Raw genomic sequence first — 24,631 nt, forward strand, 5'->3', positions numbered from 1 at the left:
ACAGCAGTCACGGACGATGCGAGACGTCGCCAAAGTTATTTAGGTTAGGCTAACCTAAGTTGAAGCCGAGGCTCCGCCCCGCTCCCCCGCCCCACGGACTGTCCCCACCGGAGGACCCGCACATGCGCTCGCACCTGCTCAACGACACGACCGCGGAGCACTACCGCCGCTCCGTGACCGAAGGAATAGAGCGGGTGGCGGCCAAACTCGCCACCACCTCCCGTCCGTTCACCGGCGTCACCGTCGACGCCCTGGCCCCCCGCATCGACGAGATCGACCTCGACAAGCCGCTGCTCGACACGGCCGCGGTCCTCGACGAGCTGGAGGACGTGTACCTCCGGGACGCGGTGTACTTCCACCACCCCCGCTACCTCGCCCACCTCAACTGCCCGGTCGTCATCCCGGCCGTGCTCGGCGAGGCGATCCTCTCCGCCGTCAACTCCTCCCTGGACACCTGGGACCAGTCGGCGGGCGGCACGCTCATCGAGCGGAAACTGATCGACTGGACCACCGCCCGCATCGGCCTCGGCGAGAACGCCGACGGCGTGTTCACCTCCGGCGGCACCCAGTCCAACCTCCAGGCGCTGCTCCTGGCCCGCGAGGAGGCGAAGACCGACGACTTCGGCCGGCTGCGCGTCTTCGCCTCCGAGGTCAGCCACTTCAGCGTGAAGAAGTCCGCGAAACTGCTGGGCCTGAGCCAGGACGCCGTCGTGTCGATCCCCGTCGGCCACGACAAGCGCATGCAGACTGTCGCGCTCGCCCACGAGCTGGAGCGCTGCGAGCAGGACGGCCTCGTCCCGATGGCCGTCGTCGCCACCGCCGGCACCACCGACTTCGGCTCCATCGACCCGCTGCCCGAGATCGCCGAGCTGTGCTCCCAGTACGGCGTGTGGATGCACGTCGACGCCGCCTACGGCTGCGGACTGCTCGCCTCGGTGAAGTACCGCGGGCGGATCGACGGCATCGAGCGCGCCGACTCGGTCACCGTCGACTACCACAAGTCCTTCTTCCAGCCGGTGAGTTCCTCCGCCGTGCTGGTCAAGGACGCGGCCACGCTGCGGCACGCCACCTACCACGCGGAGTACCTCAACCCGCGCCGCATGGTGCAGGAACGTATCCCCAACCAGGTGGACAAGTCCCTGCAGACCACGCGCCGCTTCGACGCCCTCAAGCTGTGGATGACCCTGCGGGTGATGGGCGCCGACGGCATCGGCCAGCTCTTCGACGAGGTCTGCGACCTCGCCGTCGAGGGCTGGCAGCTGCTCGCCGCCGACCCGCGCTTCGACGTGGTCGTCGAGCCCACGCTCTCCACCCTCGTCTTCCGCTACATCCCGGCCGCCGTCACCGACCCGGCCGAGATCGACCGCGCCAACCTGTACGCCCGTAAGGCCCTGTTCGCCTCCGGTGACGCCGTGGTCGCGGGCACCAAGGTGGGCGGCCGTCACTACCTGAAGTTCACCCTGCTCAATCCCGAGACGACGGTCGAGGACATGTCCGTCGTACTCGACCTGATCGCCGGCCACGCCGAGCAGTACCTGGGAGAGTCCCTTGACCGCGCTTCCTGACACCACGAAAAAGACCTACGACTTCGTGGGGATCGGGCTCGGCCCGTTCAACCTGGGCCTCGCCTGTCTCACCGAGCCGATCGACGAACTCGACGGCGTCTTCCTGGAGTCGAAGCCCGACTTCGAGTGGCACGCCGGCATGTTCCTGGAGGGCGCCCACCTCCAGACCCCGTTCATGTCGGACCTGGTCACCCTCGCCGACCCGACCTCGCCGTACTCCTTCCTCAACTACCTGAAGGAGAAGGGCCGGCTGTACTCGTTCTACATCCGGGAGAACTTCTACCCGCTGCGGGTCGAGTACGACGACTACTGCCGCTGGGCCGCGAACAAACTCAGCGGCGTCCGCTTCTCCACGACGGTCGCGGAGGTCGGGTACGACGAGGGTGCCGAGCTCTACGTCGTGCGCACCACGGCCGGCGAGGAGTTCCGCGCCCGCCACCTCGTCCTCGGCACGGGCACGCCTCCGTACGTCCCCGAGGCCTGCCAGGGCCTGGACGGCGACTTCCTGCACAACTCCCGCTACGTGCAGCACAAGGCGGAGCTGCAGAAGAAGGAGTCGATCACCCTCGTCGGGTCCGGCCAGTCCGCCGCGGAGATCTACTACGACCTGCTCAGCGAGATCGACGTCCACGGCTACCGGCTGAACTGGGTCACCCGCTCCCCGCGCTTCTTCCCGCTGGAGTACACCAAGCTCACGCTGGAGATGACCTCGCCCGAGTACATCGACTACTTCCGCGAGCTGCCCGAGCCGACGCGCTACCGTCTCACCGCCGAACAGAAGGGCCTGTTCAAGGGCATCGACGGCGATCTGATCAACGAGATCTTCGACCTGCTCTACCAGAAGAACCTCGGCGGTCCGGTGCCCACGCGGCTGCTCACCAACTCCGCGCTGAACGGCGCGCGGTACGAGAACGGCACCTACACCCTGTCCTTCCGCCAGGAGGAGCAGGGCAAGGACTACGAGATCGAGTCGCAGGGCCTGGTCCTGGCCACCGGCTACAGGTACGCCGAGCCGGAGTTCCTGCGGCCCGTCAGGAGCCGGCTGCGCTACGACTCACAGGGCAACTTCGACGTCGCCCGCAACTACTCGATCGACACCACGGGCCGGGGCGTCTTCCTGCAGAACGCCGGCGTGCACACCCACAGCATCACGTCCCCGGACCTGGGCATGGGCGCCTACCGCAACAGCTCGATCATCCGCGAGCTGCTCGGCACCGAGTACTACCCGGTCGAGAAGACCATCGCGTTCCAGGAGTTCTCCGTATGACCTTCACCTTCCGCCCCCTCGACCCCCTGAAGGACGCCGAGCTGCTGCACTCCTGGGTCACCCACCCCAAGGCGGCCTACTGGATGATGCAGGACGCCAGACTGGAGGACGTCGAGCGCGCCTACATGGAGATCGCCGCCGACGAGCACCACCACGCCCTGCTCGGCCTCAGCGACGGCGTCCCCGCCTTCCTGATGGAGAGGTACGACCCCGCCCACCGCGAGCTGGTCGGCCTCTACGAGCCGCGGCCCGGTGACGTCGGCATGCACTTCCTGACCCCCGCGACCGACCGGCCCGTGCACGGGTTCACCCGCTCGGTCATCACGGCCGTGATGGCCCACCTCTTCGAGGACCCGGCGGTGGCACGCGTCGTCGTCGAACCGGACGTGTCCAACAAGGCCGTCCACGCCCTGAACGCAGTGGTCGGGTTCGTGCCCGAGCGCGAGATACAGAAGCCGGAGAAGAAGGCGTTGCTGAGCTTCTGCACCCGGGAACAGTTCCTCGCGGCGGGGGTGGCGGCATGACCCTCGCCGACGCCGTGGCCCACCTCTCCCCCGAGCGCTGGGAGAAGGCCAACCGCCAGCTGATCCGCAAGGCGCTGGCCGAGTTCGCGCACGAGCGCCTGCTCGCGCCCGAGAAGGACGGTGACGAGTACGTCGTCCGCAGCGACGACGGCCTGGGCGGCTACCGCTTCACCGCCACCCGCCGCGCCCTCGACCACTGGCAGGTGGACGCCGACTCGATCACGCGCACCCGGGACGGCAGGGAAGTCCCCCTCGCCGCCCTGGACTTCTTCATCGAGCTGCGGAAGACGCTGGGCCTGAGCGAGGAGATCCTGCCGGTCTACCTGGAGGAGATCTCCTCCACCCTCTCCGGCACCTGCTACAAGCTCACCAAGCCGCAGACCCCGGTCGCCGAGCTCGCCAGGAGCGGCTTCCAGGCGATCGAGACCGGCATGACCGAGGGCCACCCCTGCTTCGTCGCCAACAACGGACGGCTCGGCTTCGGCATCCACGAGTACCTGGCGTACGCCCCCGAGACCGCGAGCCCGGTCCGCCTGGTGTGGCTGGCCGCGCACCGCTCGCGGGCGGCGTTCACCGCGGGTGTCGGCATCGAGTACGAGTCCTTCGTCCGGGACGAACTGGGCGCGCCGACGGTCGAGCGTTTCGACAAGCAGCTCACCGACCGGGGCCTGGACCCCGCCGACTACCTGCTCATCCCCGTGCACCCCTGGCAGTGGTGGAACAAGCTCGCCGTCACCTTCGCCGCCGAGGTCGCCCGCGGTCACCTCGTCTGCCTGGGCGAGGGCGACGACGAGTACCTGGCCCAGCAGTCCATCCGGACCTTCTTCAACAGCTCGCACCCCGAGAAGCACTACGTGAAGACGGCCCTGTCCGTCCTCAACATGGGCTTCATGCGCGGTCTGTCGGCCGCGTACATGGAGGCGACCCCCGCGATCAACGACTGGCTGGCCCAGCTCATCGAGGGCGACCCGGTCCTGAGGTCGACGGGCCTGACGATCATCCGGGAGCGGGCCGCAGTCGGCTACCGGCACCTGGAGTACGAGGCGGCGACCGACCGCTACTCGCCCTACCGCAAGATGCTCGCCGCGCTCTGGCGGGAGAGCCCGGTCTCCTCCCTCCGGGACGGCGAGTCCCTGGCGACCATGGCCTCCCTGGTCCACGTGGACCACGAGGGCGCCTCCTTCGCGGGCGCGCTGATCCAGCAGTCCGGGCTCACCCCCACGGAGTGGCTGCGCCGCTACCTGACGGCGTACCTCACCCCGCTGCTGCACAGCTTCTACGCCTACGACCTGGTGTTCATGCCGCACGGCGAGAACGTCATCCTGGTCCTGAAGGACGGCGTGGTCCAGCGCGCGATCTACAAGGACATCGCCGAGGAGATCGCCGTGATGGACCCGGAGGCGGTACTGCCGCCGACGGTCGAGCGGCTGCGCGTGGAGGTCCCCGACGACAAGAAGCTGCTGTCGATCTTCACGGACGTCTTCGACTGCTTCTTCCGCTTCCTCGCGGCCAACCTCGCCGAGGAGGGGATCCTGGAGGAGGACGACTTCTGGCGCACGGTCGCCGAGGTCACCCGCGACTACCAGCACTCCGTGCCCGAACTCGCCGACAAGTTCAAGCAGTACGACATGTTCGCCCCCGAGTTCGCGTTGTCCTGCCTCAACCGACTCCAGCTGCGCAACAACCGGCAGATGGTCGACCTCGCGGACCCGGCCGGCGCACTCCAGCTGATCGGCAACCTGGAGAACCCGATCGCGGGCCTGTAGCCACCGCCCCCGCAGGCCGACGGGCACCCCGGAGTACGGTCCTTCGGGGTGCCCGTCAGTGTTCTCGGACTACCGTGCGGGCCAGGGGACTTCCGGCGCCCGGTGGTAGCCGATCCCCAGCGCGTCCCAGCGTGGTCCCTGTGCCGCGAGCCGCACCCTGTAGCCGTCCCAGCCGTGCGTGGCCGCCGGTGACCAGCCGAGCTCGGCGGCGCCCGCGAGGCGCGGGAAGGCCATGTACTCGACGTGGGCGGAGTTCTCGATGGTCTCCGTCCACAGCGGCGCCTCGACACCCCGCACGGCCTCGGGGGGCGCTCCCGGGAGGTAGGCGCCGGGATCCCAGTCGTAGGACCGCCGCACGTCGACGTAGCCCGCCCAGGACAGCCCCAGCGGGGTGTTCGCGTCGTACTTCATGTCGAGGTAGATCCGGTCGGCGGGCGACAGGATGAGCCCGGTGCCGTTCTGTGCGGCCTCGGCGACCTGCGCCTTCTCGGCCGCGCCGGTGGAGTCGAGCCCCCAGTACTGGGCGAGGGCCCCCTTGGCCGGGGTCGCGCCGGTCAACTGGTGCCAGCCGACGACCGTCTTGCCGTACTCGGCGACGATCGGCTGCACCCGGTCCATGAACGTGACGTAGTCCTCGTGGCTGGTGGAGTGCGCCTCGTCGCCGCCGATGTGGAGGTAGCGGCCCGGGGTGAGCGCGGCGAGCTCGCGCACGACGTCGTCCACGAAGTCGTAGGTGATCTCCTTGTTCACGCACAGCGAGCTGAAGCCGACCTCGGTGCCGGTGTAGAGCGGGGGTGCGACGCCGTCGCAGTTGAGTGCGGCGTAGGAGGACAGCGCGGCGTTCGTGTGGCCCGGCATGTCCAGCTCAGGGACGACCTCCAGATGGCGCGAGGCCGCGTGGCGGACGATCTCCTGGTAGTCGGCCTTGGTGTAGTGGCCGCCCGGGCCGCCGCCGACCTGGGTGGAGCCGCCGTGGGTGGCCAGGCGCGGCCAGGCGTCGACGGCGATGCGCCAGCCCTGGTCGTCGCTGAGGTGCAGATGCAGCTTGTTGAGCTTGTAGAGGGCCAACTGGTCGATGTAGCGCTTGACCTGGTCGACGGTGAGGAAGTGCCGGGAGACGTCGAGCATCGCGCCGCGCCAGCCGTAGCGCGGGGTGTCCCTGATCGTGCCGCCCGCGACCAGCCACGGGCCGGGCTGGACGGTGTCCTTCTCGACGGCCGCCGGGAGGAGCTGGCGCAGCGTCTGGACGCCGTGGAAGAGCCCGGCGGGTGCGGCGGCGGTGATGGTGACGCCCCTGCCGTCGCTGTCGAGACGGTACCCCTCGGCCCCGAACGGCCCTTTCGCCAGCCGCAGTCGGATGCCGCCCCTGCCGTGCGTGGTGACGGGCAGGCGGTAGCCGGTCGACGGGCGCAGGACGTCCGCCAGGTAGGCGCCGACACGGCGGGCCTCGCGCGAGTCGTCGACGCGGATGTGCGTGTCGCGGGTGAGGCGGTACGGCGATCCGCCGGGGGTGACCGACGCGGGGGCCGGGACGATCCGGTCGAGCGGGGTCGCGTGCCGTGCGGCGGCGGGCGGTGCCGCGCCGACGCCGAGGACGCCCGCCGCCGCGACGAGCAGCAGCGAACCGAGGAGGCGGGTCGATCTGTGGTGCTGTCTCACGGACGGTCCCTTCCTGGAGCCCGGACTGGTATGGACCAACTCTCCCGCAGAACCAGTGAAACAATCCCCTCATGGCGGAAATCCTCCAGAAGGACGGCACTTGGGTCTTCGACGGCGACGCCCTGCGGCTGACCCCGGGACGGGACAAGAACGTCGGACTGCTCCGCAGGACACTCGGTGAACTCGTCGTCCCGCTGGGCGCGTTGGCGGGCATCTCGTTCGAACAGGGCAAGAAGAGCGGCCGTCTGCGGCTGCGCCTGCGGGACGGCTCCGACCCACTGCTGCACGCGACGGGCGGCCGGCTCGCCGAGCCGCACGACCCGTACCAGCTGATCGTGGACTCCGACCGCTACGGCGTCGCCGAGTACTTCGTCGACGAGGTCCGCAACGCGCTGCTCCTGGACCGGGTCCCGGCCGACCCGGTCGACAGCTATCTGCTGCCGGGCCCGGCCGTGCCGCTGTCCGTCGCGGCGGGCGACGGCACCGCGAGCTTCGACGGCGAGATGGTCCGACTGGAGTGGAACTGGAAGACCGAGGACGCCAAGGCCGCCGCCGGCACCCGGACGCTCGCCCTCACCGACCTCACCGCCGTGGAGTGGCACCCGGCGGCCGGCCTGGAGAACGGCTGTCTGCGCTTCACCGTGAAGAACGCGCCGACCAAGGTCCCGCCCAAGTACGACCCCAACGCCGTGGAACTGTGGGGCTTCAAGAAGGACCCGCTGATGGCCCTGGTCGCGGCGGCCGTCCAGGCCCGGCTCCCGCACCCGGCGGCCGCCGCCAGGGACGTATCGCCGCCGGAGGCCAAGGCGCTCGCCGTGCCCGCGGCCACCGCCGAGGACGGCCACGACGCCCTGCTGCGACGGCTGCGCGAGCTCGGCGAGCTGCACCGCTCCGGCGTGCTCACCGACGAGGAGTTCACCCTGGCCAAGCAGGCGGTTCTCAAGCGGATGTGACCGTCCGGGGCCGAGAACCGCCCGCCCGCTATCGGTGCGCCCTGCCTTCCGGGCACACCCGGGCCCTACTTCGCCCTGCGCGCCACCGTGAAGTGGTCGACCTGCTCGCCGGTCTCGGCGATGCCCCGCACCGTCAGCGTGGCGGTACGGCCCTTGGCGGCCGGGGTGACGTCCACCCGCAGGAACGAGTAGTCGAGATAGCGCACCCGCGACCAGGTGACGGTCTCGTTCTGCCTGCCGTCCTTGGTGTTGACGAACGAGGCGACGGACTCGACGTCGCTCACGTGGCCCTCGTACGACAGCGGGGCGGTGAAGGAGTACAGGCTGCGGCCCGCCGCGCCCGCCGTCACGTAGACCACGCCCTCGGTCTCGGGGTAGGCCGTGCCGCCGATCGGGAGCGTCTTGGTGACCGCGCCCGCCTTGATGACGTCGGTGCGCTCGTACTGGTGGTTGTGGCCGTTGATGACCAGGTCCACGGTGTACTTCTCGAACAGCGGCACCCACTCCTGGCGCACGCCGCCCTCCGAGGCGTGCGAGGTGGAGGTGCAGTAGGCGCAGTGGTGGAAGAAGACGACGACGAAGTCGACGTCCTTCGCGGCGCGGTACTTCTTGAGCTGGGCCTCCAGCCACTTGGTCTGGGTGCCGCCCGAGAGGCCGAGGTTGGCCGGGATCTCGAAGGAGACGTCGTTGGCGTCGAGCGAGATGACGGCGGTGTTGCCGTAGACGAAGGAGTAGACGCCCGGCAGGTTGTGCTTGTCGGGCCCGTTGTCGGGAAGCGTCCAGCGGGCCTCCTCGCCGCCGTAGCCGTGCGGCGCGTACCAGGCCTCCATGTCGTGGTTGCCGTAGGCGGGCATCCACGGGACGGACTTGGCGACCGACTCGGTCTGCGCGAGGAACTGGTCCCACACCCGCGAGTCGAACCCGGTGTCGGAGGTCTTGCCGGAGCCGGAGGGGTCGGCGTAGGCGATGTCGCCGGCGTGCAGGTGGAAGGCCGGGTTCTGGCCGAGCAGGAGGCTGTTGTTGGCGAGGCCGTGGTAGCCGACGCCCTCGTCGCCGAAGGCGGTGAAGGTGAACGGCGTCTTGTGGGCGGGGGCGGTGGTGAAGGTGCCCAGGGTGCCGAGCAGATGCGGCTCGGCCGGGTCGAAGCCCTGGTGGCCGACGCCGTAGTAGTAGGTCCTGCCGGGCTTGAGGTGGGTCAGCCTGGCGTGCACGTAGTACTGCGTGTGGTCGGCGCTGGCACCGACGCCGGCCGGGGTGTACAGCGTGCGCACCTCGGCGTCGATCCTGCGGGACAGGTCCCAGGGGTGGGCGCCGATCCGGATGAAGGGCCTGCGCACCGCGACCGGGACCTGCCAGGAGACGGTGATCTCGGTGCGCGGGTCGGTGCCGAAGGCGAGGTGACGGCCGAAGGGGGCCACGAGGGCGCCGTCGACGGTCTCGGTGCGAGGGGCGGTCCGCGTCGGTACGGCCGCCTGTGCGGTGGCGCCCGGTACGAACGCGCCACCCGCGACGGCGCCCAGTGTGACGGCGCCGCCCCTGATCATCGTGCGCCGCGAGAATCTGGCGCGCAGGTACTCGTGCTGCTCGGCCATGCTCATGCGCTCGGCGAGCCGCTGCGGTACTCCCATGCGAGGAATGTCCATGGCGTCTGAAACTCGTCCCCTCAGGCGACGGGTTCCGGGACGCCGGATGGACGGCGCACGAACAGGCACTCATGAGAGATTCAATGTTCGCCCAAGGACTCACCACAGCCACCTGCCCGATATCGGGCAGCTTTCTTGCGAAACGGCCGCCGGTACCCCAGGATCTACCGGGTGCACGACGAACTTGTTGATCATCTGACGCGGTCCTCACCCCTGAGCCGGGGCGAGGCACTGCGGGTGATCCAGGACGTGCTCGCCTACTTCGACGAGACGACCGAGGACTACGTCCGTCGCCGCCACCGCGAACTCCAGGCCCAGGGCCTGGTGAACGCGGAGATCTTCGAACGGATCGAGGCGGATCTGAAATACCGGGCGGTGGCACCGCCGGAGCTCACGCTCCGGCAGCTGCGCCGCATCGTCTACGGCTGAGGAATACGTATATATGTGTGGGATCGTCGGATACATCGGGAAGCGTGACGTCGCCCCTCTCCTTCTGGAGGGCCTGCAGCGCCTGGAGTACCGCGGCTACGACTCGGCGGGCATCGTCGTCACCTCCCCGAAGTCGGCCGGCCTGAAGATGGTCAAGGCCAAGGGCCGGGTCCGCGACCTGGAGGCCAAGGTGCCCGCCCGCTTCAAGGGCACGACCGGCATCGCCCACACCCGCTGGGCCACCCACGGCGCCCCCTCCGACGTGAACGCCCACCCGCACCTCGACGCCGAGGGCAAGGTCGCCGTCGTCCACAACGGCATCATCGACAACGCCTCCGACCTGCGTCGCAAGCTGGAGGCGGACGGTGTCGAGTTCCTCTCCGACACCGACACCGAGGTCCTCGTCCACCTGATCGCCCGCTCGCAGGCCGTCAAACTGGAGGACAAGGTCCGCGAGACGCTCCGCGTCATCGAGGGCACGTACGGCATCGCCGTCATGCACGCCGACTTCAACGACCGCATCGTCGTCGCCCGTAACGGCTCCCCGGTCGTCCTGGGCATCGGCGAGAAGGAGATGTTCGTCGCCTCGGACATCGCCGCCCTGGTCGCCCACACCCGCCAGATCGTCACCCTCGACGACGGCGAGATGGCCACCCTCAAGGCCGACGACTTCCGCACCTACACCACCGAGGGCACCCGCACGACGGCCGAGCCGACCACCGTGGAGTGGGAGGCCGCCTCCTACGACATGGGCGGCCACGACACCTACATGCACAAGGAGATCCACGAGCAGGCCGACGCCGTGGACCGCGTGCTGCGCGGCCGCATCGACGACCGCTTCTCCACCGTGCACCTCGGCGGCCTCAACCTGGACGCCCGCGAGGCCCGCCAGATCCGCCGGGTGAAGATCCTCGGCTGCGGCACCTCGTACCACGCGGGCATGATCGGCGCCCAGATGATCGAGGAGCTGGCCCGCATCCCCGCGGACGCCGAGCCGGCGTCGGAGTTCCGTTACCGCAACGCGGTCGTGGACCCCGACACCCTCTACGTCGCCGTCTCCCAGTCCGGCGAGACGTACGACGTGCTGGCGGCCGTCCAGGAGCTGAAGCGCAAGGGCGCGCGGGTCCTCGGCGTGGTGAACGTGGTCGGCTCGGCGATCGCCCGCGAGGCGGACGGCGGCATCTACGTGCACGCCGGGCCCGAGGTCTGCGTGGTGTCCACCAAGTGCTTCACGAACACCACGGTCGCCTTCGCCCTCCTCGCGCTCCACCTCGGGCGCACCCGTGACCTCTCCGTCCGGGACGGCAAGCGGATCATCGACGGTCTGCGCAGGCTGCCCGCGCAGATCGCGGAGATGCTGGAGCACGAGGACGAGATCAAGAAGCTGGCCGAGCAGTACGCCGAGGCCCGCTCGATGCTCTTCATCGGCCGCGTCCGGGGCTACCCGGTGGCCCGTGAGGCCTCCCTCAAGCTCAAGGAGGTCTCCTACATCCACGCCGAGGCCTACCCGGCCTCCGAGCTCAAGCACGGCCCGCTGGCCCTGATCGAGCCCGCCCTCCCGACGGTCGCGATCGTCCCCGACGACGACCTGCTGGAGAAGAACCGCGCCGCCCTGGAGGAGATCAAGGCCCGCAGCGGCAAGATCCTCGCGGTCGCCCACCGGGAGCAGGAGAAGGCCGACCAGACGATCGTCGTCCCGAAGAACGAGGACGAACTGGACCCGATCCTGATGGGCATTCCCCTCCAACTCCTCGCCTACCACACGGCGTTGCACCTGGGCAGGGACATCGACAAGCCCCGTAACCTCGCCAAGTCGGTGACGGTGGAGTAGGGACCCACCGAGGCGTCGGGGCCGTACTCGACGTGCGGCTCCGCCGCGTAGGCGGGCCCCGTCCCCACGTACCCGCGGAGGCCGGACAAGAGGACGGACCCCCACGTGTCGCCACCTGACACGGGGGGTCCGCTCTGAACGCCGGGGCCGCCCAATACCCCGGCGTCGGCTGCCGATTACCCGGTGGCCGTCACGCCCCGGCGGGCAGCCCGTCGAGGAACCGCCGTCGGCCAGTGGGCCAGGGCCGCGGTCGCCGCGTACCAGGCGACCGCTCCCGCCGCCACGCCGAACCAGCCGCCGACCTCGGCGAGGCTGCCGCTGTCGGTGAAGTGCGCGACGGCGAGGAGGACCAGGGAGGCGAAGAACAACCCGTAGGTCCCCTTGGCCAGTTGGTCACCGGCGGCGACGGTGAGAGTCAGCACCACGAGGGCGAACAGCAGCAGGAACAGTCCGGCCGCGTTGGCGGTGACCTGGTCGCCGGCCGACACGGCCCAGGTGAACCAGAGCGCACCGAGCGCCGTGAAGGCCGTACCGGAGACGGTGTCGCGGTCGCGGAACGCGATGAGTCCGGCGACGAAGAGGGCTACTCCGCCCACGTACTGGGCGATTGACACGGCGTCAGCGGCCGTCACGCCGTCGATCAGGCCGGTGTGTCCGAGGCCCACGGCCAACAGGGTGACACCCAGGGCGAGTCGGCCGACGATCGTGGTGGTGCTTCCCGCGGAGACGTCGTTGTCCACGGCGGGCTCCCTTCATGCATGTGCAGTTGTGCGGTGAGCGATATATGCCCTTCACAAGGGCACAAACACCTCTACGCGTCAGTAGATTTATGCGCCGCACAAAGGAGGGGGCCTGTTCCCACGGCGTATCTCACCTGGGAGAACGGCGAGTTACGGAATGACAACGACCGGCCGCTTGGCCCGCTTGGCGAGCCGGCCGGCGACGGAGCCGAAGAGGCGTCCGACGAGGCCGTGGGTGGAGCCGACGACGATCGCGTCCGCCTCGTACTCCCGCCCGACCTCTTCGAGTTCGTGACAGATGTCGCCGCCGCGCTCGACGAGGATCCAGGGCACCTCGGCGAGGTACTCGGCGCAGGCGAGCTCGAGTCCGAGCACCTCGGTGCGGTGGTCCGGCACATCGACGAAGACGGGCGGCTCGCAGCCCGCCCAGACGGTCGTGGGCAGCCGGTTGGCGACGTGGACGATGATCAGGCCCGACCCGGAGCGATGGGCCATGCCGATGGCGTACGCGAGGGCGCGCTCACTGGACGTGGAGCCGTCGAAGCCGACCACGACGCCGTGCTTGAAGGCGGGGTCGCAGGAGTGGCGTGGCTCTTCCGCCGCCAGGGGCTCGGCCGCCGTGGGGTCGGCGACGGGCCGCTTGCGGTCCGCGGGTTCGAAGAATTCGTGACCGGCCATGGCTGTCTCGGCGTTGTGATCCTTTTATGGGTGGGCCGACAGAGAGCTGCGGAGCTGTCCGGGAATCATCTTCCCAACCCCATACCCCCAAGGGTACGGCGGCACGCCTCCTTAGCCCAGTTCGCGCCCACGGTGCGTGGGGATTCCAGGGAGCATGCACGAGGGGACGCCCGTAACGCAATGGTTGCTGCGCTGTACAGGCGGTTTGCACGGGGTTCACAGAAAGCCGCCGCACAGTGGACGCACAGTGACCGATGGATCGAACACGCGTTGAACCCCGCGAGTCACGCCCCCAGGGAGCACGCATGCCCGGACCGAGAACCCCCTCCGAGACCCAGGACTCCGCCACCGACGTCGTCCGCTGGGCGGTCTTCAGCTGTGTCCTCGTCCCCGTGGTCCTGCTCTGGTACGGCACCTCACTGGCCGGCGCCGCCGGCACCGCCCTCGGTCTCGCGGCGGTGACCGCGGTCTGCCGTATCCTCCTGCGCCAGTCGGAGCGGTGCGCGGCCCGCCTGCTCGACGAGGAGCGGGCCCCGCACCGCGGGCGCCGTCACCGGACCGGTTCCGGGGCGCACCGAGGCGGACGTCACAGTGGGGGAAATACACCGGTCGGCTGACCGGTTTCCGCGCACGCGCCCGACTCTTTTCAGCCAACTTCCGGCCACCACGCATCCCTTGTCCCGACCACCCCTCAACCCCCGTTCCACCTGCACAAACAGTGCCTGGGGGACCCCGCGCACCCTACGCGGTTTGGCCACTGCGACAAGGCGCACTTCCCTGCACGCCCCACGAGTGCAACGCTTCGTGATCGAATGCTTCACGCCAAGTTGCCAAGTCGACAATGTGCCGGGTGACCAACTGGTCACGTCGGCACCACGGGACGCAGTAGATTCGATCTTGACTGTCTTACGGCGGGGGACTCGTGCAGGACCGAGGGGAAACGTGCAGGAGCGACACAACCGAGGAGCCGCGACCACCGAGGGGGGCTTAGCAGTATGAGCCACGACTCCACTGCCGCGCCGGAAGCCGCGGCCCGGAAACTTTCCGGGCGACGCCGCAAGGAGATCGTCGCGGTGCTGCTGTTCAGCGGCGGCCCCATCTTCGAGAGTTCCATACCGCTGTCGGTGTTCGGGATCGACCGCCAGGACGCCGGCGTGCCGCGCTACCGATTGCTGGTGTGCGGCGGCGAAGAAGGACCGCTGCGGACCACAGGGGGCCTGGAACTCACCGCGCCACACGGCCTGGAGGCGATCTCCCGGGCAGGCACCGTCGTCGTGCCCGCCTGGCGTTCGATCACCTCCCCGCCACCGGAGGACGCGCTCGACGCGTTGCGCCGGGCACACGAGGAGGGCGCCCGCATAGTCGGGCTGTGCACCGGCGCCTTCGTGCTGGCGGCGGCGGGCCTGCTGGACGGCCGCCCCGCGACCACCCACTGGATGTACGCACCGACGCTGGCCAAGCGCTATCCGTCGGTGCACGTGGATCCCCGCGAGCTGTTCGTCGACGACGGTGACGTACTGACGTCGGCGGGTACGGCCGCAGGGATCGACCTGTGTCTGCACATCGTGCGGACGGACCACGGCAACGAGGCAGCCGGCGCGCTGGCCCGCCGCCTGGTGGTCCCCCCGCGCCGGAGCGGCGGCCAGGAGCGCTATCTCGATCGGTCTTTACCCGAGGAGATCGGCGCCGACCCGCTCGCCGAGGTCGTCGCCTGGGCGCTGGAGCACCTCCACGAACAGTTCGACGTGGAGACGCTGGCCGCCCGCGCGTACATGAGCCGCCGCACCTTCGACCGCCGGTTCCGCTCCCTCACGGGCAGCGCGCCGCTGCAGTGGCTGATCACCCAGCGCGTGCTGCAGGCGCAGCGGCTGCTGGAGACGTCGGACTACTCGGTGGACGAGGTCGCGGGCCGCTGCGGCTTCCGGTCGCCGGTGGCGCTGCGCGGGCACTTCCGCCGCCAGCTGGGCTCGTCGCCGGCCGCGTACCGTGCGGCCTACCGCGCGCGGCGCCCGCAGGCCGAGCGCCAGCCCGACCCCGAGGGACCCCTCGGCCCGCCGAGCGCGCCCTCACCGCTGCACCCCGAAAGCGGCCCCGTCCCGCTCCAGACCCGCCGCACCCCGAGCCCGGTCGGGACGTCCGCGTCCCTCGGCCCGGCCTCGGACCACGGCCGCGAGGCGTACGCGGGCGGCCGGGCGAGTCTGCCGGGACAGCGCAGCGGGATGTGACGCCGTCAGGTGGGGGCGGGCGCGGGTGGTTCTCCATCCCGCCGCCCCCGCCGACCCGGACGCCGGGGGCTCCGGAAGCGGACGCCAGCCTTAGGGTGGTCGCATGAACGATCGTATGGTGTGGATCGACTGCGAGATGACCGGCCTCTCGCTGTCGGACGACGCGCTCATCGAAGTGGCCGCCCTCGTCACCGACTCCGAGCTGAACATCCTCGGCGACGGTGTGGACATCGTCATCCGTCCGCCGGACCGGGCACTGGAGACGATGCCGGAGGTGGTGCGTCAGATGCACACCGCGTCCGGACTGCTCACGGAGCTGTCCGGCGGCACGACGCTCGCGGACGCCGAGGAGCAGGTCCTGGCGTACGTACGCGAGCACGTGAAGGAACCCGGCAAGGCCCCGCTGTGCGGCAACTCCGTCGGCACGGACCGCGGCTTCCTGCTGAGGGACATGCCGACCCTCGAGGACTACCTCCACTACCGGATCGTCGACGTGTCCAGCATCAAGGAGCTGGCCCGCCGTTGGTACCCGCGTGCCTACTTCAACAGCCCGGAGAAGAACGGCAACCACCGCGCCCTCGCCGACATCCGTGAGTCCATCGTGGAACTGCGCTACTACCGCGAGGCCCTCTTCGTACCGCAGCCCGGTCCCGACTCGGACACCGCGAAGGCGATCGCCGCGAAGCACGCCCTGCCTGCGCAGTAGCCCTCTCCGAAAGCCTGGCGCGAGCACCCCTTCGGACCCTGTACACTTTTTCTCGGCCGGTCGGGGAAATCCGAACAGCCGACATGGTGGGTGTAGCTCAGCTGGTAGAGCACCTGGTTGTGGTCCAGGATGCCGCGGGTTCGAGTCCCGTCACTCACCCTGATTCATCAGCCGGTGGCCTTGGAGACAAGGTCACCGGCTGATGTGTTTCCGGGAGCCCGCCGTGCAGCCACTCGTCGCGGAACCGATCCGCACCCCACGCCTCGACCTCCTCCCGCTGCGCGTCGAGCACGCCGAGGAGATGGCCGCCGTACTCTCCGACCCGGCCCTGCACACCTTCGTCGGCGGCGCGCCGCACTCCCCCGCCGCCCTTCGCACCCGCTACCGACGGCTCGTGGCCGGATCGCCCGATCCGGACGTCTCCTGGTGCAACTGGGTGCTGCGGCCGCGCGAGGAGGAACGTCTCGTCGGCACGGTCCAGGCGACCGTCACCCGGCGGCACACCGCCGAGATCGCCTGGGTGGTCGGCACCCCGTGGCAGGGCCGGGGGTTCGCGTCGGAGGCGGCTCGCGCCCTGGTCGCCGAACTCGGAAGGTCCGTGGGCACGATCGTCGCCCACATCCACCCCGGCCATCTCGCCTCGGCGGCGGTCGCCGCGGCAGCCGGCCTCGCCCCAACCGACGAGGAACAGGACGGCGAGCAGCGCTGGCGGCTGGTCCTCCCCGGCCCAGCGGGGCGTATTGTCGGCTTATGAGCCGTTCGTGAGGTTGGGAGGCTCGTGATGCGGTCCGGGCAGCACACCCGTCATCGGTGGCGCGTGCTGACGTGGCTGATCATCGCGTTCAACCTCGGAATGCTGCTGTGGCTGGTGGTGGCGCTCGACGCGGCGGCCGAGGGGGACGGGTCGTGTGGCGGGGAGCTGTGCCGGGAGGCCAACGAGCCGGGCAGCACCACGGGGGCCTGGCTGGTGATCTTCTTCTGGCTGACGGGCGCGGTGCTGCTGGGGGTGGCCTGGCTGATCACCCACCGCACCGAGCGGCCGGGGCCGCGACAGCGCCGGGGCTGGCACCGGTGAGTCCCGTCGGCCCGCCGGCGCGGCGGACCCCGGCGCCCGTCAGGACGACGTCCGCGTCACCAGCTCCGTCGCCAGAACGACCTGCCTGCGCTCCAGCTCCCGGGTGACCGCCGGGCGGCGGTCCGCGATCTCCGTCAGCAGCAGGTCGATCATCCTGCGGCCCATCTCCTCGATGGGCTGGCGGACGCTCGTCATGGGCGGGTCCATGTGGCGGGCGATGGCCGAGTCGTCGTAGCCGACGAGCGCCACGTCGTCGGGGATACGGAGGCCCTCCTCGCGCAGCACCTGGCGGGCGCCCGCCGCCATCACGTCCGAGCCCGCGAAGACCGCGTCCAGGTCGGGGCGGCGGGCCAGCAGTTCGGTCATCGCCCGCCGGCCGCCCTCCTCGGTGAAGTCGCCCGGCTGGATCAGCTGCTCGTCCACCTCGTGGCCCGCCGCGAGCAGGGCGTCGCGGTAGCCGTCGACACGGCGCTGGGCACCGTAGACGTCCAGGCGGCCCGTGATGTGGGCGATCGTGCGACAACCGCGGGACAGCAGGTGCTCGACGGCCGAGCGGCCCCCGCCGTAGTTGTCGGAGTCGACCGAGGGAAGGGTCTCGGCGGCCGATCTCGGACCGCTGATCACGGCCGGGATCTCCAGCTGGGAGAGCAGGTCGGGCAGCGGGTCGTCGGCGTGCACCGAGACCAGCAGGACGCCGTCGACCCGGTGGGCCGCCAGGTACTGCGCCAGCCTCCGCCGCTCCCGGTCACTGCCCGCGAAGATCAGCAGCAGCTGCATCTCGGTCTCGGAGAGCTCGGCCCCGACGCCCTTGAGCATGTCGGAGAAGTACGGCTCGGCGAAGAAGCGGGTCTCGGGCTCGGGGACGACGAGGGCGATCGCGTCGGTGCGGTTGGCGGCCAGCGCCCGGGCGGCCGTGTTGGGCACGTAGCCCAGCTCGGCGACGGCCGCCTCCACCGCGGCGCGGGTGGCGTCACTGACCCGGGGCGAGCCGTTGATCACCCGGGAGACCGTGCCGCGGCCGACCCCGGCACGGGCGGCCACCTCTTCGAGGGTGGGTCGGCCACCGCTCCGGCTCCGCGCTCCGTGGCTTGCCATGGGCTTCGCCCTCCCGTCGACCTTGCGTTGGCCTGGAATCTAACAGTCCCGCCGGGGGGAGCCGCGTCCGTGGTGGGCTCCGGGATTTCCGCAGGAAGGCGCCCGGGGGTGGCCGGATCGCGATCCCCGGGTTCCAGTTAACAGCCCGATAACTGAACGCATCTCTCCGCTCCCAGTCCCTTGACACCCCCGCTCCGACCGACGAACCTTCAACACATCACCGGTGGGAGCGCTCCCACGGTACCTGACACATACATATCCCGCACGTTCCCCGCCCGAGCCGCAGCTAGAACTGACGGGCCCAACAACGCAGTTGGCCGGGGGGTCGGCACGTCAGGGCAACAGGAGGACGTAATGCGAGCACGTACCCGAACCGCCCGCAACAGGGCGGTTGTCCTCGCGGCTGTAGCGTCGCTGGGCGCCGGGCTGCTGGCCGGCTGTGCCGACGACGGCGGTGGCGGCAGCGACGATTCGCCTTCGGGCGACAGTGGCGGCAAGACCACGATCACCCTGGGGCTCTTCGGCACCATGGGCTTCAAGGAAGCCGGCCTCTACGCCGAGTACGAGAAGCTCAACCCCAAGATAAAGATCGCCGACAACGTCATCCAGCGCAACGAGAACTACTACCCGCCGCTGCTGAACCACCTCACCACCAACAGCGGTCTGCTGGACGTCCAGGCCGTCGAAGTCGCCAACATCGCGGAGATCGTCAACACCCAGGCCGACAAGCTCTCGGACTTCTCCAAGGTCTCGGGAGTGGACAAGAGCAAGTGGCTCGACTGGAAGTGGGAGCAGGCCACGACCAAGGACGGCCAGACGATCGGCCTCGGTACCGACGTGGGCCCCATGGCGATCTGCTACCGCACCGACCTCTTCAAGCAGGCCGGTCTGCCCACGGACCCCGCGAAGGTCAGCGAGCTGTGGGCCGGTGACTGGTCCAAGCTCATCACCGTCGGCGAGCGGTACAAGGCGAAGGCGCCCAAGGGCACCGTCTTCATGGACTCCCCCGGCGGTCTGCTCAACGGGATCATCGGCAGTGAGAAGGAGAAGTTCTACGACGCCTCCGGCGAGGTCATCTACAAGACGAACCCGGCCGTCAAGGCCGCCTTCGACCTGACCGCGGAGGCCGCCGAGAAGGGGCTGGTCCAGTCGCAGACGCAGTTCCAGCCCGCCTGGAACTCGACGATCGCCAACAACAAGTTCGCCACCATCTCCTGCCCGCCGTGGATGCTCGGCACGCTGAAGGACAACTCGAAGCCGGAGGCGAAGGGCAAGTGGGCCGTCGCCACCGCGCCCAAGAGCGGTAACTGGGGCGGCTCCTTCCTGACCGTGCCCAAGAGCGGCAAGAACGTGGAGGAGGCCCAGAAGTTCGTGGCCTGGCTGACCGCGCCGGAGCAGCAGGCGAAGCTGTTCAAGGTGCAGGGCAGCTTCCCGAGCGCCCCGGCCGCCTACACCTCACCCGAAGTCACCGGCGCGGTGAACGAGATGACCGGTGACCAGCCGATCGGCACGGTCTTCGCCACAGCCGCCAAGTCCGCCCCGGTCCAGGTGATCGGCCCGAAGGACCAGATCATCCAGCAGGGTCTGTCGGACAACGGCGTCATCCTGGTGACGAAGGGCAAGTCGGCGCAGGAGGCCTGGGACTCCGCGGTCAAGTCCATCGACAACAAGCTGGACCAGTGACCCGCATGACCACCCGTCACGACACCGCCGCGCCCCCCGTGAAGGAGGGGGGCGCGGCCCCGGGCCGCCCGCCCGGGGACGACGCTTCCGCCGCGGCGCTGCAGAAGCGGGCCCGGCTGTCCCGGCGCTGGCAGCGGGACATCCGCTGGAGTCCGTACGCCTTCGTCTCCCCGTTCTTCCTGCTGTTCGTCGCGTTCGGGCTGTTCCCGTTGCTCTACACCGGCTGGGCCTCGCTGCACCAGGTGGAGCTGACGGCGCCGACCGACATGAACTGGGTGGGGCTGCGCAACTACACCCGGATCTTCGACGACGAGTTCTTCTGGAACGCGGCGAAGAACACCCTGACCATCGGCGTCATCTCCACCGTTCCGCAGCTGTTGATGGCGATGGGCATCGCCCACATCCTCAACTACAAGCTGCGGGCCTCGACCTTCTTCCGGGTCGCGATGCTCGCGCCGTACGCGACCTCGATCGCCGCCGCCTCGCTGGTGTTCGTCATGCTCTTCGGCCGCGACTACGGCATGATCAACTGGACGCTCGACGCCGTCGGCATCGATCCGGTCGACTGGCAGAACGACAAGTGGCCCTCGCAGATCGCCGTGTCGTCGATCATCATCTGGCGCTGGACCGGCTACAACGCGCTGATCTACCTCGCCGCGATGCAGGCGATCCCGCACGACCTGTACGAGTCGGCGGCCCTGGACGGGGCCAGCCGCTGGCAGCAGTTCATCCATGTGACGGTGCCCGCGCTGCGCCCGACGATCCTGTTCACGTGCGTGGTGTCGACGATCGGGGCGAGCCAGGTCTTCGGGGAGCCGCTGCTGTTCGACGCCAACAAGGGCACCTCCGGCGGCGCGGAACACCAGTTCCAGACGCTCGGCCTGTACCTGTACGAGCAGGGCTGGGTCGCCCAGCACCTCGGCCGTGCCTCGGCCATCGCCTGGACGATGTTCCTGATGCTGATCGTCATCGGCGTCATCAACTACGTCATCTCGCGCCGGCTGCGCGCCAGTAGTTAAGGAGTTCCGGCCGTGACGACTACGGTGACGCCCACCGACGCGAAACCCGCTGACAAGTCCAGGCGCCCGCGCCTGCCCAAGGCCGCGCGGGCCGGCGGGCAGCTGCACGGCGGCCCGATCGCGTACGCGATCCTCATCCTGTTCACGATCGTCTCACTGTTCCCGCTGGTGTGGTCGGCGATCGCCGCCTCGCGCGACAACAACCGCCTGGCGCAGACCCCGCCGCCGTTCTGGTTCGGCGGCGGCCTCTTCGACAAGATCGAACTGGCCTGGACGGACGCCAATCTGGGCGAGGCGTTCTTCAACACCACGGTGGTCGCCGGGGTTTCGGCGGCGACCGTCGTCTTCCTGTCGACGATCGCCGGGTTCGCCTTCGCCAAACTGCGGTTCAGGGGCCGCGGTGCGATGATGCTGATCGTGATCGGCACGATGATGGTGCCGCCGCAGCTCAGCGTGATCCCGCTGTACATGATGGTCGCCAAGCTGGACTGGACCGACCAGCTGCAGGCAGTGATCTTCCCGTCCCTGGTGAGCGCGTTCGGTGTGTTCTTCATGCGGCAGTACCTGATCCAGGCGCTGCCGGACGAGATCATCGAGGCCGCCCGGGTCGACGGGGCGAGCAGCTGGCGTGTGGTGTGGCACGTGGTGTTCCCGGCGGCCCGGCCGGCGATGGCCGTGCTCGGCATGCTGGTGTTCGTGCAGACCTGGAACGACTTCCTGTGGCCCTTCCTGGTCCTGACCCAGACGGGCAACCCGACCGTGCAGGTCGCGGTCGCGGCCCTGGGCCGCGGCTACACCCCCGACCAGTCCCTGATCATGGCGGGCGCGCTGCTGGGCACGCTGCCGCTGCTGCTGGTCTTCGCCATCTTCGGCAAGCAGATCGTGGGCGGCATCATGCAGGGCGCCGTGAAGGGCTGAGTGCCCGCAGCCCCTGGTTCTTCCGGGGGCCGGGTCACCGTCGCCCCGGCCCCTGTCGGCCCCTGCCCTGCGCCGTCTCCCCTTCCTTTCCTTTCCTCTCCTCTCTCCCCCTCCTTCCTCTCCTTCCTCCCCTCCCCCCATCCCCTTCTCTGTCGGTCCACCACGACCTCTTATGGGAGCGCTTCCATGCCTGAGTCCGAAACGCCGGAGACCCCGGTGACCTTTCCCCCCGCCTTCCTCTGGGGTGCCGCGACCTCCGCGTACCAGATCGAGGGGGCGGTGCGGGAGGGCGGCCGTACGCCCTCCATCTGGGACACCTTCAGTCATACGCCGGGCAAGACCGCCGGTGGTGAGCACGGTGACATCGCTGTCGACCACTACAACCGCTACCGCGACGACGTGGCGCTGATGGCGGACCTCGGCCTGAGCGCGTACCGCTTCTCGATCTCCTGGTCCCGGGTGCAGCCGACGGGCCGGGGCCCGGCGGTGCAGGTCGGCCTGGACTTCTACCGGCGACTGGTCGACGAGCTGCTCGCGCAGGGCATCAAGCCGGCCGTCACCCTCTACCACTGGGACCTGCCGCAGGAGCTGGAGGACGCGGGCGGCTGGCCCGAGCGCGACACGGCGTACCGCTTCGCCGAGTACGCGCAGATCGTCGGCGAGGCGCTCGGCGACCGGGTGGAGCAGTGGATCACGCTCAACGAGCCGTGGTGCAGCGCGTTTCTGGGCTACGGCTCCGGGGTGCACGCGCCCGGCCGTACCGAGGCGGCCGCCTCCCTCAAGGCCGCGCACCACCTCAACCTGGCGCACGGTCTGGGCGCCACCGCTCTGCGCGCCGCGATGCCGGCCCGTAACTCGGTCGCGGTGAGCCTCAACTCCTCGGTCGTCAGGCCCTTTTCGCAGGACCCGGCGGACCTGGCGGCGGCCCGGAAGATCGACGACCTGGCCAACGGCGTCTTCCACGGACCGATGCTGCACGGCGTGTACCCGGAGTCGCTGTACGCCGCGACGGAGCTGATCACGGACTGGTCCTACGTCCAGGACGGCGATCTGGCGGCGATCAACCAGCCGCTCGACGCGCTGGGCCTGAACTACTACACGCCGACGCTGGTGTCGGCGGCCGACGCGCAGGCGGACGGCGCGCGTGCCGACGGCCACGGCGCGAGCTCCTTCTCCCCCTGGCCGGGCGCGGACGACGTCGCCTTCCACCAGACGCCGGGCGAGCGCACCGAGATGGGCTGGACCATCGACCCGACGGGCCTGCACGACCTGATCATGCGCTACACGCGCGAGGCCCCCGGCCTGCCTCTGTACATCACCGAGAACGGCGCGGCCTACGACGACAAGCCCGACCCGGACGGCCGGGTCCACGACCCCGAGCGGATCTCCTACCTGCACGGCCACCTGGCGGCGGTCCGCCGCGCCATCTCGGACGGCGCGGACGTCCGGGGCTACTACCTGTGGTCCCTCCTGGACAACTTCGAGTGGGCCTACGGCTACGGCAAGCGCTTCGGCGCGGTCTACGTCGACTACTCGACGCTGGCCCGCACCCCCAAGTCCAGCGCCCACTGGTACTCCCAGGCCGCCCGCACGGGCACGCTCCCGGCGGTGACCTGGGCGGACGCGCCCCCGCTGGCGGCGACGGACTGACACCGCGGGGGTCCGGGGGACGGGGCGCGGCACCGGAGGGGGGTGCCGCGCCCCGGCACGTGTCACCGCGCCGCGGCCACCACCAGCACCACAGCGAAGGTCACCAGCACCACCACGGCCGCGGTGATCGCGGCGAAATGGCGGACGCGTTCCCCGGTGGGCCGGGCGACGACCTCGATGCCGGTGTGGGAGGGGAAGGCGTAGTAGTCGCGGTGCGGGTCGGCGTGGACCCTGACGTGGGCCAGGGGGAGGTGGCGGAGGGTCACGCGGCGGGCCACCTCGCCCTCCCGCACCGCGAGGCGGGGCGTGATCAGCTCCCGGTGGGCGTCGTCGAGGTCGTCCGGCAGCTTGTCGGTGGCGCTGGTCAGTTCGGCCGTGCGCCACGCGCCGAGGCCGCCGGTCGGGCGCCGCAGGTCCAGCCTGCCGAGCCGTCTCTCCTTGTCGTGGTGGGGGGTGTGGTGCACCCACCCCTCCGTCCACTCGGTGAAGCGGCCGGTGCCCTCGCACTCCTGGTGGGTGACCCGTCGGGTGCCCGCGCACTGCTCGCACTCCACGTACCCCGCCTTGTCGCAGGCGGGGCAGTCGAGTTGGCGTCGGCCTCGGCACTTGGGGCAGGCCACGTCCGGGATCCGGCAGCGCTTGCAGGTGGTCCGCGCGGGCCGCTCCCCGAGGGTGGTGGCGTAGGGGTGCCGGGGCCTGGTGGCCCGGCGGGTGCGGGGGCGGCCGGTGCCCTCGCACTCCCAGCAGGAGTCGGGGCCGCCCTGGCAGCCGGAGCAGTCGACGAAGCGGGGGCAGTCGCGCCGGCCGCGTCCGTCGCACGCCCCGCACTCGTTGCTGCCGTCGCGGCAGCCGTCGCACGGGACCTCGTCGAGCGACCCGCGGCGCACCAGCAGGTGGACCTCGTGCCGTCCCGGGTCGGCCGGCGGGTGGACGCGGTGGGTGCGGACGTCGGTGTACGTGGGCCGGTCGGCGACCTCGCCCGGGCCGCCCGGTCTCCGCATCGGGCGCTCGCCGCGGGTCTCGACGCAGCGGACGACGCGGAAGTCGAGCAGGGGCTGCCAGGTGAGGTCCGCGGTGCCGGGCGCGGTCAGACGGGTGGTGACGCCGCGCCGGACGACGTGCGCCTCGACCGCTTCGAGCATGTCCTCACCGGACGGTTCTCTGCCCACTGTCGCTCCCCCTGGTCGACGGGCGAGGCGCCCGAC

General features: G+C 70.1%; 22 protein-coding genes and 1 tRNA gene. 17 read left to right on the plus strand and 6 right to left on the minus strand.

Going from position 1 to position 24,631, the window contains the following annotated elements:
- Nucleotides 1–122 precede the first annotated feature (122 nt).
- The 4 genes from desA to AQJ84_RS33105 are packed head-to-tail and all read left to right on the plus strand — an operon-like array spanning nucleotide 123 to nucleotide 5,122.
- Nucleotides 123–1,565 carry a lysine decarboxylase DesA gene (gene desA, locus AQJ84_RS33090; RefSeq protein WP_030040305.1) on the plus strand — a complete coding sequence of 481 codons (1,443 nt, stop codon included), beginning with the start codon at nucleotides 123–125 and terminating at the stop codon, nucleotides 1,563–1,565.
- Nucleotides 1,549–2,832, plus strand: a complete 1,284-nt coding sequence (locus tag AQJ84_RS33095) for a lysine N(6)-hydroxylase/L-ornithine N(5)-oxygenase family protein (protein WP_030040306.1) — start codon at nucleotides 1,549–1,551, stop codon at nucleotides 2,830–2,832. Before desA ends, AQJ84_RS33095 begins: the two co-directional genes overlap by 17 nt.
- Nucleotides 2,829–3,356, plus strand: a complete 528-nt coding sequence (locus AQJ84_RS33100; RefSeq protein ID WP_030040307.1) for a GNAT family N-acetyltransferase — start codon at nucleotides 2,829–2,831, stop codon at nucleotides 3,354–3,356. The genes AQJ84_RS33095 and AQJ84_RS33100 overlap by 4 nt, the downstream gene beginning before the upstream one ends.
- The gene (locus AQJ84_RS33105; RefSeq protein WP_053191206.1) at nucleotides 3,353–5,122 is read left to right on the plus strand and encodes an IucA/IucC family protein; all 1,770 of its coding nucleotides are present in this window, start codon (nucleotides 3,353–3,355) and stop codon (nucleotides 5,120–5,122) included. The genes AQJ84_RS33100 and AQJ84_RS33105 overlap by 4 nt, the downstream gene beginning before the upstream one ends.
- Before the next feature lie 69 nt (nucleotides 5,123–5,191).
- Here AQJ84_RS33105 and AQJ84_RS33110 read toward each other — a convergent pair whose 3' ends face one another.
- Nucleotides 5,192–6,781, minus strand: a complete 1,590-nt coding sequence (locus tag AQJ84_RS33110) for a beta-N-acetylhexosaminidase (protein ID WP_030040310.1) — start codon at nucleotides 6,779–6,781, stop codon at nucleotides 5,192–5,194.
- Nucleotides 6,782–6,852: 71 nt separating this feature from the next.
- Between AQJ84_RS33110 and AQJ84_RS33115 the strand changes: the two genes are divergently transcribed.
- Complete coding sequence (locus AQJ84_RS33115; protein ID WP_053191204.1) at nucleotides 6,853–7,734, plus strand: DUF4429 domain-containing protein; 882 nt, start codon at nucleotides 6,853–6,855, stop codon at nucleotides 7,732–7,734.
- Nucleotides 7,735–7,799: 65 nt separating this feature from the next.
- On the opposite strand, the gene AQJ84_RS33120 is transcribed toward AQJ84_RS33115, so the two are convergent.
- Complete coding sequence (locus AQJ84_RS33120; protein WP_198536309.1) at nucleotides 7,800–9,362, minus strand: purple acid phosphatase family protein; 1,563 nt, start codon at nucleotides 9,360–9,362, stop codon at nucleotides 7,800–7,802.
- Between the two features lie 186 nt (nucleotides 9,363–9,548).
- Between AQJ84_RS33120 and AQJ84_RS33125 the strand changes: the two genes are divergently transcribed.
- Both AQJ84_RS33125 and glmS read left to right on the plus strand, forming a co-directional pair.
- A complete protein-coding gene (locus AQJ84_RS33125; RefSeq protein ID WP_030040312.1) occupies nucleotides 9,549–9,806 on the plus strand; it encodes a hypothetical protein in 258 nt (85 codons plus the stop codon).
- 13 nt (nucleotides 9,807–9,819) lie between these two features.
- On the plus strand, nucleotides 9,820–11,637 hold the full coding sequence (gene glmS, locus AQJ84_RS33130) for a glutamine--fructose-6-phosphate transaminase (isomerizing) (protein ID WP_030040313.1): 1,818 nt from the start codon (nucleotides 9,820–9,822) through the stop codon (nucleotides 11,635–11,637).
- A gap of 176 nt (nucleotides 11,638–11,813) precedes the next feature.
- On the opposite strand, the gene AQJ84_RS33135 is transcribed toward glmS, so the two are convergent.
- Both AQJ84_RS33135 and AQJ84_RS33140 read right to left on the minus strand, forming a co-directional pair.
- Nucleotides 11,814–12,377, minus strand: coding sequence for a GPR1/FUN34/YaaH family transporter (locus AQJ84_RS33135; protein WP_030040314.1), 564 nt, complete (start codon nucleotides 12,375–12,377; stop codon nucleotides 11,814–11,816).
- A gap of 150 nt (nucleotides 12,378–12,527) precedes the next feature.
- Nucleotides 12,528–13,055 carry a universal stress protein gene (locus tag AQJ84_RS33140; RefSeq protein WP_030040315.1) on the minus strand — a complete coding sequence of 176 codons (528 nt, stop codon included), beginning with the start codon at nucleotides 13,053–13,055 and terminating at the stop codon, nucleotides 12,528–12,530.
- A 305-nt stretch (nucleotides 13,056–13,360) separates the two neighbouring features.
- Here AQJ84_RS33140 and AQJ84_RS33145 point away from each other — a divergent pair, with 305 nt between their 5' ends.
- The 6 genes from AQJ84_RS33145 (at nucleotide 13,361) to AQJ84_RS33170 (ending at nucleotide 17,061) form a co-directional block, all read left to right on the plus strand.
- Nucleotides 13,361–13,672: a hypothetical protein gene (locus AQJ84_RS33145; protein ID WP_030040316.1), complete on the plus strand. Its 312-nt coding sequence runs from the start codon at nucleotides 13,361–13,363 to the stop codon at nucleotides 13,670–13,672.
- 378 nt (nucleotides 13,673–14,050) lie between these two features.
- On the plus strand, nucleotides 14,051–15,280 hold the full coding sequence (locus AQJ84_RS33150) for a GlxA family transcriptional regulator (protein WP_053191200.1): 1,230 nt from the start codon (nucleotides 14,051–14,053) through the stop codon (nucleotides 15,278–15,280).
- Nucleotides 15,281–15,383: 103 nt separating this feature from the next.
- Nucleotides 15,384–15,986 carry an oligoribonuclease gene (gene orn, locus AQJ84_RS33155; protein ID WP_030040319.1) on the plus strand — a complete coding sequence of 201 codons (603 nt, stop codon included), beginning with the start codon at nucleotides 15,384–15,386 and terminating at the stop codon, nucleotides 15,984–15,986.
- Nucleotides 15,987–16,072: 86 nt separating this feature from the next.
- A tRNA-His gene (locus AQJ84_RS33160) sits at nucleotides 16,073–16,145 on the plus strand.
- Between the two features lie 64 nt (nucleotides 16,146–16,209).
- On the plus strand, nucleotides 16,210–16,740 hold the full coding sequence (locus tag AQJ84_RS33165) for a GNAT family N-acetyltransferase (RefSeq protein ID WP_225889225.1): 531 nt from the start codon (nucleotides 16,210–16,212) through the stop codon (nucleotides 16,738–16,740).
- Between the two features lie 27 nt (nucleotides 16,741–16,767).
- Complete coding sequence (locus AQJ84_RS33170) at nucleotides 16,768–17,061, plus strand: hypothetical protein (RefSeq protein ID WP_051869885.1); 294 nt, start codon at nucleotides 16,768–16,770, stop codon at nucleotides 17,059–17,061.
- Between the two features lie 39 nt (nucleotides 17,062–17,100).
- On the opposite strand, the gene AQJ84_RS33175 is transcribed toward AQJ84_RS33170, so the two are convergent.
- On the minus strand, nucleotides 17,101–18,156 hold the full coding sequence (locus AQJ84_RS33175) for a LacI family DNA-binding transcriptional regulator (RefSeq protein ID WP_030040322.1): 1,056 nt from the start codon (nucleotides 18,154–18,156) through the stop codon (nucleotides 17,101–17,103).
- Nucleotides 18,157–18,510: 354 nt separating this feature from the next.
- Here AQJ84_RS33175 and AQJ84_RS33180 point away from each other — a divergent pair, with 354 nt between their 5' ends.
- The 4 genes from AQJ84_RS33180 to AQJ84_RS33195 all read left to right on the plus strand — a co-directional run bounded on the left by AQJ84_RS33180 (nucleotide 18,511) and on the right by AQJ84_RS33195 (nucleotide 23,426).
- On the plus strand, nucleotides 18,511–19,839 hold the full coding sequence (locus AQJ84_RS33180; RefSeq protein WP_030040323.1) for an ABC transporter substrate-binding protein: 1,329 nt from the start codon (nucleotides 18,511–18,513) through the stop codon (nucleotides 19,837–19,839).
- 5 nt (nucleotides 19,840–19,844) lie between these two features.
- Entirely contained in the window at nucleotides 19,845–20,858 is a 1,014-nt protein-coding gene (locus tag AQJ84_RS33185; RefSeq protein ID WP_030040324.1) for a carbohydrate ABC transporter permease, read from the plus strand.
- A 12-nt stretch (nucleotides 20,859–20,870) separates the two neighbouring features.
- Entirely contained in the window at nucleotides 20,871–21,776 is a 906-nt protein-coding gene (locus tag AQJ84_RS33190) for a carbohydrate ABC transporter permease (RefSeq protein ID WP_030040325.1), read from the plus strand.
- Between the two features lie 186 nt (nucleotides 21,777–21,962).
- A complete protein-coding gene (locus AQJ84_RS33195) occupies nucleotides 21,963–23,426 on the plus strand; it encodes a GH1 family beta-glucosidase (protein ID WP_053191196.1) in 1,464 nt (487 codons plus the stop codon).
- A 62-nt stretch (nucleotides 23,427–23,488) separates the two neighbouring features.
- On the opposite strand, the gene AQJ84_RS33200 is transcribed toward AQJ84_RS33195, so the two are convergent.
- Complete coding sequence (locus AQJ84_RS33200) at nucleotides 23,489–24,595, minus strand: hypothetical protein (protein ID WP_051869888.1); 1,107 nt, start codon at nucleotides 24,593–24,595, stop codon at nucleotides 23,489–23,491.
- Nucleotides 24,596–24,631 lie beyond the last annotated feature (36 nt).

The sequence above is a fragment of the Streptomyces resistomycificus genome (genome assembly GCF_001514265.1).
Lineage (GTDB): Bacteria > Actinomycetota > Actinomycetes > Streptomycetales > Streptomycetaceae > Streptomyces > Streptomyces resistomycificus.